The 14,393-nt window shown below is 37.9% G+C and carries 14 protein-coding genes; 4 read left to right on the top strand and 10 right to left on the bottom strand.

The window, feature by feature from the left end:
* Positions 1-33 precede the first annotated feature (33 nt).
* The 6 genes from mobT to DW738_RS03160 form a co-directional block, all read right to left on the bottom strand.
* Positions 34-1,239, bottom strand: a complete 1,206-nt coding sequence (gene mobT / locus DW738_RS03185) for a MobT family relaxase (protein ID WP_000398284.1) — start codon at positions 1,237-1,239, stop codon at positions 34-36.
* 22 nt (positions 1,240-1,261) lie between these two features.
* On the bottom strand, positions 1,262-1,381 hold the full coding sequence (locus tag DW738_RS03180; protein WP_080982676.1) for a conjugal transfer protein: 120 nt from the start codon (positions 1,379-1,381) through the stop codon (positions 1,262-1,264).
* Positions 1,382-1,459: 78 nt separating this feature from the next.
* On the bottom strand, positions 1,460-2,599 hold the full coding sequence (locus DW738_RS03175; protein WP_123160309.1) for a site-specific integrase: 1,140 nt from the start codon (positions 2,597-2,599) through the stop codon (positions 1,460-1,462).
* Entirely contained in the window at positions 2,586-2,789 is a 204-nt protein-coding gene (locus DW738_RS03170) for a DUF3173 family protein (protein ID WP_000998327.1), read from the bottom strand. Before DW738_RS03170 ends, DW738_RS03175 begins: the two co-directional genes overlap by 14 nt.
* Complete coding sequence (locus DW738_RS03165; RefSeq protein WP_023919696.1) at positions 2,786-3,778, bottom strand: hypothetical protein; 993 nt, start codon at positions 3,776-3,778, stop codon at positions 2,786-2,788. Before DW738_RS03165 ends, DW738_RS03170 begins: the two co-directional genes overlap by 4 nt.
* 226 nt (positions 3,779-4,004) lie before the next feature.
* A complete protein-coding gene (locus DW738_RS03160) occupies positions 4,005-4,187 on the bottom strand; it encodes a hypothetical protein (RefSeq protein ID WP_000204837.1) in 183 nt (60 codons plus the stop codon).
* Positions 4,188-4,434: 247 nt separating this feature from the next.
* Between DW738_RS03160 and DW738_RS03155 the strand changes: the two genes are divergently transcribed.
* Positions 4,435-4,737 carry a helix-turn-helix transcriptional regulator gene (locus DW738_RS03155; protein ID WP_107849280.1) on the top strand — a complete coding sequence of 101 codons (303 nt, stop codon included), beginning with the start codon at positions 4,435-4,437 and terminating at the stop codon, positions 4,735-4,737.
* 228 nt (positions 4,738-4,965) lie between these two features.
* A complete protein-coding gene (locus tag DW738_RS03145; protein WP_123160307.1) occupies positions 4,966-6,597 on the top strand; it encodes an ABC transporter ATP-binding protein in 1,632 nt (543 codons plus the stop codon).
* Between the two features lie 260 nt (positions 6,598-6,857).
* Here the strand turns inward: DW738_RS03145 and DW738_RS03135 are convergent, their stop codons facing one another.
* The 3 genes from DW738_RS03135 to DW738_RS03125 are packed head-to-tail and all read right to left on the bottom strand — an operon-like array spanning position 6,858 to position 8,988.
* Complete coding sequence (locus DW738_RS03135; RefSeq protein WP_000813488.1) at positions 6,858-8,243, bottom strand: FtsK/SpoIIIE domain-containing protein; 1,386 nt, start codon at positions 8,241-8,243, stop codon at positions 6,858-6,860.
* A 28-nt stretch (positions 8,244-8,271) separates the two neighbouring features.
* Entirely contained in the window at positions 8,272-8,658 is a 387-nt protein-coding gene (locus tag DW738_RS03130; protein WP_000985015.1) for a YdcP family protein, read from the bottom strand.
* 15 nt (positions 8,659-8,673) lie between these two features.
* Positions 8,674-8,988: a YdcP family protein gene (locus tag DW738_RS03125; protein ID WP_000420682.1), complete on the bottom strand. Its 315-nt coding sequence runs from the start codon at positions 8,986-8,988 to the stop codon at positions 8,674-8,676.
* A 391-nt stretch (positions 8,989-9,379) separates the two neighbouring features.
* On the opposite strand from DW738_RS03125, the gene DW738_RS03115 reads away from it, so the two are divergent.
* Positions 9,380-11,116 carry an ABC transporter ATP-binding protein gene (locus DW738_RS03115; protein ID WP_123160306.1) on the top strand — a complete coding sequence of 579 codons (1,737 nt, stop codon included), beginning with the start codon at positions 9,380-9,382 and terminating at the stop codon, positions 11,114-11,116.
* Positions 11,113-12,849, top strand: a complete 1,737-nt coding sequence (locus tag DW738_RS03110; protein WP_123160305.1) for an ABC transporter ATP-binding protein — start codon at positions 11,113-11,115, stop codon at positions 12,847-12,849. Before DW738_RS03115 ends, DW738_RS03110 begins: the two co-directional genes overlap by 4 nt.
* A gap of 243 nt (positions 12,850-13,092) precedes the next feature.
* On the opposite strand, the gene DW738_RS03105 is transcribed toward DW738_RS03110, so the two are convergent.
* The gene (locus DW738_RS03105; RefSeq protein WP_207801998.1) at positions 13,093-14,247 is read right to left on the bottom strand and encodes an MFS transporter; all 1,155 of its coding nucleotides are present in this window, start codon (positions 14,245-14,247) and stop codon (positions 13,093-13,095) included.
* Between the last annotated feature and the right edge of the window lie 146 nt (positions 14,248-14,393).

Below are 14,393 nucleotides of genomic sequence, written 5' to 3'. Positions count from 1 at the left end.
CTCCTCTCTATATTCAATGAATTTGTATTTGAGTTATTTTTTTGTTGTTATCACGTCCTGTTCTTTTACTGACTGTTGCTTCAAAATCTGCTTGTGTCGGTCTGTCAGTTTCGCATGGTCGAGAATGTCTTTTACAACCTGCGTCTGGTTGATTTCATCAAGTTTAATCGCAACCTTTAAGGTCGGGGCAACTTGATGAGATAGCCAGTTCAGCGTCCTTTGGAAGGAGTAAGGCTCTGGTTTTGTGGTTAGTTTTAATCGTTCACGATTGTTCCCAATAAACCAAGCCCATTCTTCATTCAGTTTCCAATCAGAACGAGGTTTGGAATCGTCTTTATCTACAAAACGGATATACCGATTGATAATTTTAAAGGCGGTATGCTCTGGATTGTCATAGACGAGTAAATCACGGACTGCATAATAGGCACGCTCATTTTTCAATCGAATCTCAAAACGGTTTTTTACTTCTGCGTCTTCAATGGGAATATCATTTTTCTTGTACTGCTCGTAGTCCTTTTCATAGATACAGAAATAAACTTCACTTTGTAATGAACCGATATAGAGGGTGTTTCCCATACATTCCTTTTCCTCTTTGCGTACCAGTTCGCCACTGCGATAGCTTTTAAAACTGCGGAAGACGGAGATACATTCTTCCTGTTGGCACTTTTCAGTGAGTACAGGGATATTTAAAATCCCTGTCTTATCGTTAATGGCAAGGTCAAGGCGTTTCATCACACCGCCAGCCACCAAAACGTCCATAAAGAACTCATACCAGCTTCTTTGTTGTGCCAGAAGATAGCTTTCAAATTGTCTGCACCCACGACCTTTCAATTCCACCAGAACTCCTTTGTCCAGTTCATGGGAGCAAAGGACGAATATGTCGCCTAAAGCATAATGCTCTGAATAAGAATAGAAACCATAGTCCTCATGAAGAAAATAGGACAGTTTCAGTTGTAAGATGTTTTCGACCACCTGCTGTACGTCTGTTGTCGGAAAGCGAATTCTTACATAATCAAACAGCATTTCAAGGGGAGCGTCGGGATTGAAGCGTTCCAGAGCTTCCCAAAGGGATTGCTGTAAATCCTCTGATGGCTTGACTTTTCCTGTTTCAATATCGCTTAGATACTGCCTTGTAATACCAGTCGCAACAGCTAAACGGTTTTGAGATAGTCCATAAGCCAAGCGTTTTTCTTTTAAATGCTGTAACCAAGTTTGTTCATTCAGTAAAAATCCCTCCAATCAAAAAGGCGTATGTCAACTTTTAAAGCCCATTTGACATACGCTGAAATTTTGTAAATCCCTTGTAACCAAAGGATTTTCTAATGTTTTTTTGACTGTTTCCTGTCGATTTGTACCCCCCTGTTAGATATAGTGGGAAAATATGAAAAAAAGCCCTTTAAAATGAGGCTTTTGAGGCGTATTTTCTTTTTTTGGTAGCTAATTTGGTAGCCAAAGAGATTTAGTCGATAAAATCACTTGATATGAGATTGAGTTTATCTGTTAATTCGGAATCAGCGTTTGGGTATAAATGACTATAAATGCTAAGTGTAGTTTTGACATCAGAATGACCTAATCGTCTTTGAATATATAGAGCATTTACATTATATTCATTAATAAGTAATGACGCATGGGAGTGTCTTAAACCTTTTGGTTGAATGTATTTAACTCCTGCTCGTTTAGAATATTTTAGAATCTGGTCTCTAATACTACGTTTACGATATGGATTTCCATCAAGTGATAGAATGAATGGTATCTTGTCAACTTTTGCTTGTCGTTCTTTCCATTCTTTAAGTACGTTTAGAGTATTATCATCAAGGCCAATGGTTCGTCTGGAACTTTCAGTTTTTAGTTTGTTACGCCGAACCCAATTTTCACGGTTTATATACTGTAAGTTGTGATTGATTGCTAGAGTTTTCTTTTCAAAATCTACATCTTCCCAATAAAGAGCAGTCGCCTCATTTACACGCATTCCTGTAAAATAATAAAGCCAAAAAAGCGTATAAACAAAGTGCTCAAAATAACTCTTTTTATCAAGTGATTGTATTACTTTTTGGAACTCGTCTTTTGTCCAAAAATCTATATGTTTTTTTATGATTGGAATTGGACTAATATTACTTGTGGGAATTTCATGAAAAATCAACCCATATTTTTTTGCAGTTTTCAAAACTTGATTAAGCAAAGTCATCTTGTTTCTTGCATATGAATTTGAATATCTCTCTAATAAACCGTTTCTATAATTAATCACATCATAAGTAGTAATTTCTCTAGGTTTTTTCTTACCAAAGTATTGAATAAATTCATCGAATATAACTTGACGTCTGTGTTCGAGATCCGGACTTGTTGTAGCGTAATAATTTGGCATAAAAACTTCTTCCATAAACTGCTTAAAAGTCCATTGAGTATGCTTAATTCCTCCTTTTTGTTGTATCTTATTCAAGGCTCTTGTACGTGCTTCAAAGGCTTCTTTTGCGCTTTGAAAACCACGTCTACGTTCTTGATAAGGTTTACCAGTAGCTAGGTCAACTCCAGCTTTAAAATAATAAGTATATTTGCCAGTCTTATCATCTTTCGTAACACCGGTATATCTAGTTTTTGACATGTAGTTCCTCCAATCCAAGTATCTCTGCTACAACTGATACTGGAACAGTTCCAAGTCCTTTATTGTTATAGAAATCGAAACCACGCTCGACCATAATATGTTTTGCTTGCCGTAAAATATTATAAGCAGTCCATTTTGAAAAACCTAAGTCCATAATTTCTTGTACTGTCATAGTTAATTTATCGTTCATAAATCAATTTCTCCTTTACTAGTAAGTTCTAGGAATTCTCCTATTAATTGTTTGAGTTCATTATTTAATCGTGGGGTTTGTTCTTTAAGTGCATCTTGTAGCTCTAAAGAAAATGAACTACTATCAAATGCTTTTAAATGTTTTCTAAGCCTAGTCTTTTTAACTCTAATAGTGTTAGGTTTCAGATAGGGGAATAATTCGGGTAAGAGTGCAGGTTCATGGAGAAAGATATAAGCAAATGCTTTGCTATCGTCTGGAACACTTGAAAGACTAAAAAAGCTAAAATTCTCCAATCGTTTAGAAATTTCTGAAATGGTTTCCTCGTTTATAGCCTTTGTTCGTAGTTGGAACTCTAACCGCCACCAAAAGGGTTTGTTTTCTATATCTAATTTATCAGCTCTTTTGTGACTTAGTACCTCTATATTCTTATCGTACAAACGTACTTGAACGTTGCTACCACTTGCACCCCAGTATTTACTTTCTATATTGCCCCCTCTACCGTAGAATATTTTATGACTAACCCCTCCTTTGATATGTTGTAAAAAAACTATTTCTGGCCTATTAAAGATATCAAAAGCAAGATCTAATCGTGACAGTCTAATTTCTAATCGATTTAATCGAGCGTAATTCATAATCTGCCTCCACACTTGTAACCCCTCAAATTCTTTTAGTGAGTTAGGATTGAAGTCTAGGCGTATGACTTGATAACCACCATAATCCGATAGTTGAAAGAAAATTAGATTTATACTATCTTCGTCTATCGTTTTATAAAGAGTAAAATAGTCTTCTCTTAGATTTTCTTGAATACTAAATTCTTGAATTATATTATCGAGTGATTTTCGTAATTCACGAAATATTCGTCTAAGTGATTGGTTCTCGCTATCAAAGATTACTGTTAATCTGTCAATGCTGATATAAATAGATTTTTCTAGTTTTGATAAATCTACTTGACTTTGATATTCTCGTAGAGATTGAATGGTATTTTTCAACTGTAACGCCTCCTCTCTATACTTAAAATCTGCGTAATTCGTTGCTACTATTGATTTTTGCTGATGACTCGTTACTTAGGGCGTTGCCTTAAGTGTATCTGATTGCTGGCTGTTAGAAACGCCAGCTTTTATGTTAGAGATTGGGAGAACTTCGAGCTTCGGGCGCTCTGCCTTCGGCCCGCGCCCTTGCACTTGTCTCCCAATCTCTAATTTATTAGTTTTTAAACTACCCAAAATACTTGTCTAGAAAACTCGAGAGCAGTTCAAGTGCTCGAAGTTCAATTTCTTCGTCTCGAATATCGTTAAATACATCATCATTTACTTGAATATATTCTTCTAAACTAGGCGAATAAAAAGAATGAGTATTGTTAATTTTGTTGTTTTGAAATGCCAATTGTGTTGATGTCATAATATCCTCAATCTAGCCATATCTCGCTTTTTATGGACTTTTTATTACCATTTTGGTATAATTGTATTGATTTTAAACGAAAGCCTCAGAACGCTTTGCAGAGCTTTCTGGGGTGTTTTTGCATATTCATAAGCTAACTAGTATTACCTATTTTGTATGCTTTGTTTTTATATAACCAATTTGGTTATACAAGTATAATACAACCATTTTGGTTATAAGTCAATAGAAAAACGAAAGGAATTTTAAAATGTTAAAAGACAATATAAAAAAAGCCCGACTAGATGCAGGACTTACTCAATTAGAAGTTGCTGAAAAGTTAGGTGTAGCTCAAGCCCAATACGCTAGGTGGGAAAATGGAGGGAGAAATCCGAAAGATGAAACAGTAGAAAAATTAGCTGAAATCTTTGGTACGTCTTTTGAGATTTTAAAAGGACGTGATGACGGACTAGAAGAAATTGTTAGTTTATTGAGAGAGTATGAATTGACAGAAGCAGATAAAAACCAAATTATTAGTCTTTTACAGAACTTCTTAATAAATAAGGCTAAATAATTATTGACGGTATCGAAAAGATATATGTGACATTCTTGTTAGTATTTTGTCGTCAGATGATGTCATTGTTAAGGTGGAAGGGGAACATTCTTGTATGAGAGCACTAGGAATAAAAGTTGGTAATTCTTCAACCACAACATATTATTTAAGTGGAAAATTTAAAAACTCATCAAAATATCGAGACGAGTTTTTTAGGTTGTGTGAATAGAAAATATTAGAGGGAATTGTATGAAAAATAAAATATGGCAAAGATTTAAGATAAACTTATTGTTTTATGCTATTTTAGGGATAATTATTGCTTTACTTAAATCTATCAATACTTTTTACTTTCAAGAATTATTAGATTCTTATAATTCAAAATTCAATCCATTGATTCTTTTGATGTATGGTATAACGATTGTTCTTGTTCCTATTCTTTCTTATATAGACCAAAATCCAAGAACAAAGTTATATCATGGTATTTATTTCTTCCTGAAAAAACAAGCTCTTGAAAAAATTAGTAGAATTTCTTATATCAATTATACTCAACTTAATTCAGGAAAACTACTTCAAAAAGTAGAAGCTGGCTCCTCAGCAGGAAGAAATGTTTATTTAAATTTTTATACTAGACTTATCAGAGAATTATTGCCAGAGACACTATTCAACCTATTTTTTATTGCTTTAATTGATATTAAATTGCTTATACCAATTACCATTGGATATATTGTGGTCTTTATACTGACAAAGTACTTGTTGAAAGTTTTACAATCTTTGAAGGAGACATCATTAGTTTCAGAAGAGAAAATGAATCATACGTTAATTCGTGGGATAACTGAAATGGTTACCTTTAGAATAAATAAACTTTATAAGCGGGAAATAGCCAACTATGAAGCCATGTCTAATGAAACCGTCTCAGGTTTAACACATATGACCATGATCCATGAAATGTTCTTTGGAGTGTTTGCTCTCTTAGTGGCTATTATTAAGATTGTAACAGTCGGACTATTCTTTTCAGGATATATTACGGTTAGTATTGGTAGTTTGGTAGCTCTTCTTATTTATATTGACCGTATTTATAATCCAATAGCTATCTTTAATGTTATTTTTGTTCAATATAACTTAGATATTATTTCGTTCAATCGACTAAAAGAATTTTTTGAAATGGATGACGATAGGCATCTAAATTCGGGAGTAAGTGTCAAAAGAGTTTCACGGGTTGATTTTTCAGGTGTCAGTGTTCATATTGACAATAAAGATATCTTATCAGGGCTTAATTATTCTTTCAAAGACCGTAATATTTATGGACTTGTTGGTAAAAGTGGCTCTGGAAAATCAACTTTGATTAAGACTTTTTTAGGATTGCTAAAGCAATCTGAAGGAAAAATTTATATAGATGAAAGAGATTTTTCAGAAATAAATTTAAATGATTTTTATGAACAAGTTTTTTATCTTTCACAAGAAAGTCCAATTTTCTCAGGAACGTTGAGAGAAAATATTATTTTTGATAAACAGATTGATGATGAGCGTATCATAGAGGCATTGAGGCGGTGTCAATTATCGGAATTCTTTGAAAAACTTCCAGAAGGCTTGGATACAACCATAAGTAATACGACTGTTTCAGGCGGAGAGAAGCAAAGAATTGCTTTTGCAAGAATATTTTTCTCAGAAGCAAATATAATTATATTGGATGAGGCAACATCCGCTTTAGACGAAGTAACAGAGGGACTCATACTAAAAGAACTTCTTACTGTTTTGAAAAACAAAATGACAATTATGATTACACATCGACCAAGTAATTTAGCAATTGTAGATACAATCATTGATTTAGATAAGCTTAAGGAGGCAAATCATAAATCTATCAATCATTGTACCAAATCATAATGATTTACGTATGTTAGATATGATAAGTAGTATCGATTATTTTTCAGATAATTCTCGAATAGTTGAAATTATTATATTAAAAATTACAAATCTATTGGTAGCTTTTTGGTAGCTAAACAGACAAATTTTATAATGTTTATCAAAGAGAACATAAAAAGAATGTTGATTTATCAGCATTCTTTTTTATTTCAAATGTATTCTCGGAATTAGAAACGGGGGGTTAAGTGCTGGCGTGGCTATTGCCACACCAGCCAGCAAGATCAGTCCACACCTGCGACTTCCGCTTCGCACGTCGCCTGCGTGGACTGTCTGCTGTTGGATAACTTTTTAATTTCCTCCAAGAAATCATATCCTTTTGGTACAAGGGGAGTATAAAACTCTGATATGACACTTGTTCCTACATCAACATAGCCACGACCTTTGATTCGCTTTAAGAAGAAATCCTTTTGTACGTCACTGCCAAACATCATGCCATAGCCCATTTCAGACATACGACCTAAAGCCACTCTGAAATTAAACTGATCACGGATTCCGTCGCCTAAATATTTTGCGTCTGGACGTTGACAAGCCAGTATTAGAAAGAAGCCAGCTTGACGACCTAACATGACAATCTGTTTCAGCTTATTCATAACTGCGGTGTTTTCTTTTGTTCCCAGCATTTCCATGAAAGCGACGTATTCATCAAAGATTAAGAAGTGTGCCGGGAGACCTAAGTAAGCATAATTTTTGCCAGTCTTATAGTTCTTCATCTGCTTCATTTCCTCACTACGTTTCATCATTTCTTCATAGAATGTTTCAATGCAAGAAAGCAAGTCTTCTTTTCTATAGTAGACATTTGCCATCACAGAACCTAAGTCCGCAAGGTCAGCATTTTTCGGGTCAAGAATATACAGTTTTGAATCTGTATGAAGCAAGGCTTCAATCAGTGTCAGTATAAAGTAAGTTTTACCGCCACCTGTACCACCAGCAATCAACATATGAGGGAGCTTATCATATTCCCACCATACGTTTTTCATTAAGCGAAGTTTACCATCTTTAGCTTCTACTTCATCAATAGAAATACGACTGGCTATGGTGTCATAGAGCAAAGTATATTCCACATAGGAATCCTTTAACTCTTTATCCGTCAGCTCACAGTACAAGCCACTCTCTAATTTCTTTTCCAAGTGTAAGAGTTGGTCTTGATATTTTCCCAGCGTGATTTCCACCCGTATCTGTATCAAGCCATTTTTAAGTCGATAATACATTTTAGGGAAGTAGGTTATCTTTTCCTTTGTACGACCAGCACTATCTTTAAAGAAACCCTCTGTTTTGACCTGTTCAGATTCATACCACTTGTTTTCAAGTATCATCTTTGCCAGTTTTTGACGGTGGTAAAGTTGTTTAACCGTATCATAGCGAACCCGTTTGAATACAAACGCTACCAGCAAGCAGATAAGAATTGCGACACTGAAACTGATAATTAAATAGGGAATGTCAATCTTATCTGCTTGTGATAGGTTAAAATCCTGCCAGTTGATCTGCTGGATTGTCTTCACATGAAACAGTCCGACAACCAGCAGGAAAACAGGCAGGAGTGACGCTATCGTAAAATGAAAGACTAAATCTTTACCAGATGGGCGAATCCTTTTACCACGCTGTTTCATGCGAAAAAGTCTCCTTTCTACCTAGCGACTATTTGTCTTGTGTCGGTTCTTTCTTTGCTTGTGGTTGAGCTTTGAATGAACTAGAATCCTTTGTCAGCACAATATCGTCTGCCTTGATATACCAGTCAACATCTGCTCCTTGATAGGTGGCAGTAGCAACGGTGTCCGCAATGGGATTGATAAGTTCCACCCGTGCGTTATAATCAAACTCTTTCAAAGGCACGCTGGCAGGAATACTTACTTGAATCATGCGTCCTTGTCCTTTGGATTTTAAGTCATAGGTACGTTCCTTGATTTCATCTGAAACCGACCCGTCTTCATTTTGGATTCTCACTTCACGACGTAGAGCAGAGAATTTCAATTCTCCAAAAGTCGTGTCTTTATCTAATACAATGCCATTTGCTAATCTCATCATTTTTCCTCTCTTTCTTTATTCTTTTATCATGTCGTCAGCATGTAAAAGGTAATTTGTAAAACCACGAGTGCCGATTTTGTAGCCCTCTGCGGTAATACGTGGATTGACTAACTTCACACGTTCCTCAAAGCCGAAATGTTTTTCGCCAGCTTCAGCAGGAAGCACCACCACAATATCATCTGCTCTTTGAACATCAGAATAGAGATTATAGCTTCTTGATAAGACAGTTAGCCGTCCGTTGATTCTTCGCTGAACGACTTTATCCTCGCCAGCAAATTCTAAATTGCCGAATGTTTTTTCCATGTTGGGAATCACAAATTTAAGTTCCATATTTTTACCTATCCTTTCTTTTTTATTGGCTGAATGAATGTTTGATGGTCTTAAAGAGTGGGGAACGACCTTTTGATTCTTGATTTTTTGTTTTCATAAGTTCACTTCCTTTCAAAATCGGGTAAAAAAATAGACACCTCATTTTTTGAAGTGTCTACCTATTAAATATTCAAATTTTATTGGAAGTATCTTTATATCTTCACTTTTCAAGGATAAATCGTCGTATCAAAGCTCATTCATAAGTAGTAAATTAGTAGTAAATTGAGTGGTTTTGACCTTGATAAAGTGTGATAAGTCCAGTTTTTATGCGGATAACTAGATTTTTATGCTATTTTTATCTTTAAAAATTATGGTAAAATAAGTTAATCCTATAGAAAGACAAACGAGTAGTATGAAAGACTTATTGAAATACTTCAGGAATTATAAAAAAGAAACCATACTGGGACCGTTTTTCAAGTTGTTGGAAGCAATCTTTGAATTACTGGTTCCACTTTTAATTGCTCATCTTGTCGATCAGCTGATTCCTCGTCAAGACCAAGCTGGAATGCTTGGGGTGGTTGGTCTCTTATTTGTTTTTGCTGCTTTTGGCGTTCTTGTAGCGATAACAGCCCAATATTATTCATCGAAGGCAGCCGTTGGCTATACTAAGGAATTGACCAATGATTTGTATGAGAAAATTCTTAGCTTGTCTAAGGAACAGAGGGATCGTTTAACCACCTCAAGCCTCGTGACGCGACTAACCAGTGATACCTATCAAATTCAAACAGGGATTAATCTATTTTTACGTCTATTTCTCCGAGCGCCGATTGTCGTTTTTGGCTCTATTTTTATGGCTTTTACCATTAGTCCACAACTGACCTTGTGGTTTATTGGAATGGTTGCCCTATTGACCCTGATCATTGTCGTTATGTCGCGTGTGGTTAATCCTCTTTATGGACGCATCAGGAAGATAACGGATCGAATGGTTACAATCACGCGTCAGCAGTTACAAGGGATGAGGGTTATCCGCGCTTTTGGACAGGCAGCTCATGAAGAAGCAGAGTTTAATGAGGTCAACCAAGACTATACCAACTGGCAATTAATAGTATCCAAGTGGTCTAGTTTGATTAGTCCTCTAACCTTCTTAGTCGTGAATGGAACCTTGATTTGTATTCTTTGGCAGGGACAAGCCTCCATTCAAATGGGAACGCTTAGCCAAGGAATGTTGGTCGCCTTGGTCAATTACTTGCTTCAAATCTTAACAGAATTATTGAAGTTAGCCATGTTGGTGACCTCACTCAACCAAAGCTATATTGCTGCTGGGCGGATTGTCCAAGTCTTTGATGAGAAAAGTGAAGATCTGGATCAAGAGTTGGATGAGGTAGCTGCTTCAAATCCTCAACTGGCTCTCGAGATCCAAGATTTAATCTTTACCTATCCTTTAGCGGCAAAACCGTCCTTAGAAGGTATTCATTTATCATTAAACAAGGGACAAACTTTGGGGATCATTGGAGGGACAGGGTTTGGGAAATCTACCCTGGTTCAATTGCTAGGACATTTTTATGACCTGAGTCAAGGAAGTCTAACCATTTTTAAAGATGGACAGAGCCCGAAGACTCTTGGTCAGTGGCGTGACTGGGTGGCAGTGGTTCCTCAAAATGCAGAGCTTTTTAAAGGTAGCATTCGTTCGAACCTAACACTGGGATTAACTAAAGAACCAAGTGAGGAGCAGTTGTGGTGGGCCTTGGAAGTTGCGCAAGCAGCTGATTTTGTCCGTGAGAAAGAAGGAGGACTAGAGGCTCCCGTAGAAGCTTTTGGAAGGAATTTTTCCGGTGGTCAACGGCAACGTCTGACCATTGCTCGTGCTGTCCTTCGTCAAGCTCCATTTTTAGTGTTAGATGATTCCACTTCAGCTTTGGACTATTTGACAGAAGCACGACTTTTACAGGCTCTAAAAGAGGAGTTGTCGAAGACAAGTCTCATCCTCATCTCGCAGCGGACCAATAGTCTCCGTAGTGCTGAGCAAATTCTCGTCTTAGACAAAGGTAAACAGGTCGGCTTAGGCAGTCATGAAGACCTGGTGTCAACGAATCCTTTATACCAAGAGATTCATTTCTCCCAACAGAAGAGAGAGGAGGGGACAGAATGAAACAGAAAACTTATTTACGGCGCTTACTTGCGGATATAGCCAGACAGCCCATTTGGCTTATCTTGGCCAGTCTAGGAACCATTTTACAAGTCTTGTTAACCGTCTATATCCCCATTCTGATTGGTCGAGCAGTGGACATAGTGGTGCTCCCTGATGCTAGTCATCTCTTGTTGCCGCTTATCCTTCAAATGGGTCTAGTGATCCTCTTTGCAAGTCTCATTCAATGGTTGAATCCCTTGGTTTACAATCAGCTGATCTATCGCTATAGTAAGTCCTTGAGGGAGAAAGTGATCCGGAAAGTTCATGTCCTTCCTCTATCTTACCTGGACCGTCAAGGAACTGGAGATTTGCTCAGTCGTTTGACCACTGATGTTGAACAATTCAATAATGGTTTATTGATGGTCTTTAATCAGTTCTTTGTTGGTCTTTTAACCATCCTAGTGACCATCGCTAGTATGGCCCGATTGGATTTGATGATGATGGGTATGGTCTTGATTTTGACCCCCTTATCTCTATTTATCGCTCGTTTTATTGCCAAGCGGTCCTACCATCTCTTTCGGATGCAGACCCAGGCGCGTGGTGCTCAGACCCAGATGATTGAAGAATCTCTCAGTCAAGAAAGCTTGCTTCAAGCCTTCAATGCCCAAAACCAGTTTAAAGACAAGTTTATTGAAATCAATGGCGACTATGCTGGTTATTCTCAAGAGGCGATTTTTTATTCCTCTACCGTTAATCCTGCGACACGCTTTGTTAATGCCCTGATCTATGCCCTTGTGACGGGATTTGGTGCCTTCCGTATCCTATCGGGTACTGGCTTCACTGTTGGCCAGTTGGTGACCTTCCTCAACTATGTCAATCAGTACACCAAACCCTTTAATGACATCTCCTCTGTCCTTGCTGAATTGCAAAGTGCCCTAGCTTGTGCGGAACGTCTCTATAGTGTCTTGGACCAAGAGGAAGTGAAAGAAAGTGGAAAAAGAGACTTGCAAGAAGAGGCTGTCCAAGGAGCTGTCCAATTTGATCATGTCAGCTTTGGGTATCGACCTGATCAGTCCCTCATAAAGGATCTCTCCATTTCCATCCCACCGGCTAGTAAGGTAGCCATTGTCGGGCCAACAGGTGCTGGGAAATCAACCATGATTAATCTTCTCATGCGATTTTATGATGTGGATCAGGGTCGCTTGCTCTTAGACCAAGAAACCGTGGATACCTATAGCCTAGCAAGTTACCGCAAGCAGTTTGGAATGGTCCTACAAGAGACTTGGCTCAAAGTGGGAACGGTTCATGAGAATATCGCATTTGGTCGACCAGACGCTAGTCGGGAAGACGTGATTCAAGCAGCTAAGGCTGCCAATGCTGACTTCTTTATTCAACAGCTTCCAGATGGCTATGATACCTATCTAGCAGATGCAGGGGATTCCTTATCTCAAGGACAAAGACAACTTCTAACCATTGCTCGGGTCTTTCTTGCGGTGCCTAAGATTCTGATATTAGATGAGGCAACGTCTTCCATTGATACGCGGACAGAGTTGCTCATTCAGGATGCCTTTAATAAGTTAATGGTAGGGCGGACCAGCTTTGTGATCGCCCATCGCCTGTCTACCATTGAAAATGCAGATCTCATCCTAGTCATGGTCGCTGGAAATATCGTTGAACATGGAAATCATAAGGAGTTGATGGCGCTAAAAGGTGTCTATTACCAGATGCAAACTGCTCAACTTTCGAATCAGTAAGACAGAAAAGAGAGTGGGACAGAAATCGGTCATTCGTTAGAATTCGATTTCGTCGTCCCACCTCCGCACAGCTTCAACAGTCTGGGAGACTGTTGAAGGTTGCAGATAAAGGAAACTTTGTTTCCCTCATTAGGTCATATTTGGAGCTTAAAAAGCGAACAAAGAGCCCAGTCAACCACTGCGTCTTGCTCGACAATCCAAAGACAATTGAGAGGCTAGGACTTTTGTCCCAGCCTCTTTTGTTTATTCATGATGATCTTTTAAAAGATAGAGAAGAGAGAAGGCGAGGAGTGCCATGGCCATTCCTAAAACAGTAAAGATAAAAGCATTGCTGTCGGAGATGAGACCGATGGTATTGAGGGCGAAAGGTGTAATAGCCGCTCCAAAGCTACAGCCCAAGACGGCTACAGAGGTCACCTGGTTTAATCGTCTGGCAGGAATCTTGGCTGACAAGATTTGGAAAACCATGGTGAGAGCAGTGCTGTATGTATAGCCAGAGAAGAGGGCGGAAATAGCTAGGAGAGGAATGCTTGGAGAAAGGGCTACAGCCATCAGTGAGAATCCGTAAGCAATCCCAGCATAAGTAATCAATTTGCTCTTAAACAAATGAACGAGCCCAGAGAAGGTGAGACCAGCTAGAATTCCAATCAATTGCATAGCACTTAGAATAAAGCTGGCTGAGTTGTGCTGATCCTTGAAAGTGTAAGCGACAATGCTTGGGATACGAAGAGTTATTCCAACATTACATAAGACAATCACGGCAGCCACAATAGCCAAGATAATGGTTAATTTCCATTCTTCTTTTTGGAGTGGTTCTTTATGTTTGGCTTGTGTATGCTGGCTTTCTTCTTGCTGGTGGTAAGGGACAAAGGCCATGAAGAGAAACAGAACGATTAATCCAGCCCCGTAGGCTAAAAAGCTAGAAGTCCAGCCGAATTGGAGAAGGAAACCGACCAATAAAGTGACCAGGGCTGTCCCTACGACTTCAGCAGAACCACGAAATCCGAGAGTTTGGATCCGTTCACGTCCCTGGTAGCGTTCGCTGATAATAGAAATGGCTTTAGCGTTGATCAAACCGACCCCCATCCCAAAAATGAAACGAGAAATGAAAAGAACAGGATAGGCTTGGTTAAAGAAAGGGACCATACCAAATAGTGAGAGTATGAAGAGTCCTGTAATAATCATCTTCCTCTCATCCAAGTAGCGTTCGATAATGGTATTTAAGAAGAGGGTGACCATAATCCCTGCGGATGGAAGAGATACCAAGAGTTCGATTTGACTTTTGGGGAGATCCTTATAGTATTCGAACATATAAGGAAGAGCACTAGAAATCGAAAAAGACGTCGTTAATACAAGAGATAAAGAAAGGATACTAACCTTTTCTAATAATTTTTTCATAATCATCCTTCAGTCACATATTTGGTCAAAAGACACTCTACTATGGTATAGTTTTTTGCTTCATTTAGCAAGTTATTTAAATGAAATTTCTTAATATTTTTTATATTTTAAAGAAGAAAAAGAGAGTGGGACAGAAATCGGTAATT

The sequence above is a fragment of the Streptococcus sp. AM28-20 genome, from assembly GCF_003603595.1.
Lineage (GTDB): Bacteria > Bacillota > Bacilli > Lactobacillales > Streptococcaceae > Streptococcus > Streptococcus ilei.
The sequence above is the reverse complement of the archived record's forward strand: the minus strand, read 5'-3'. Positions and strand labels throughout refer to the sequence as shown.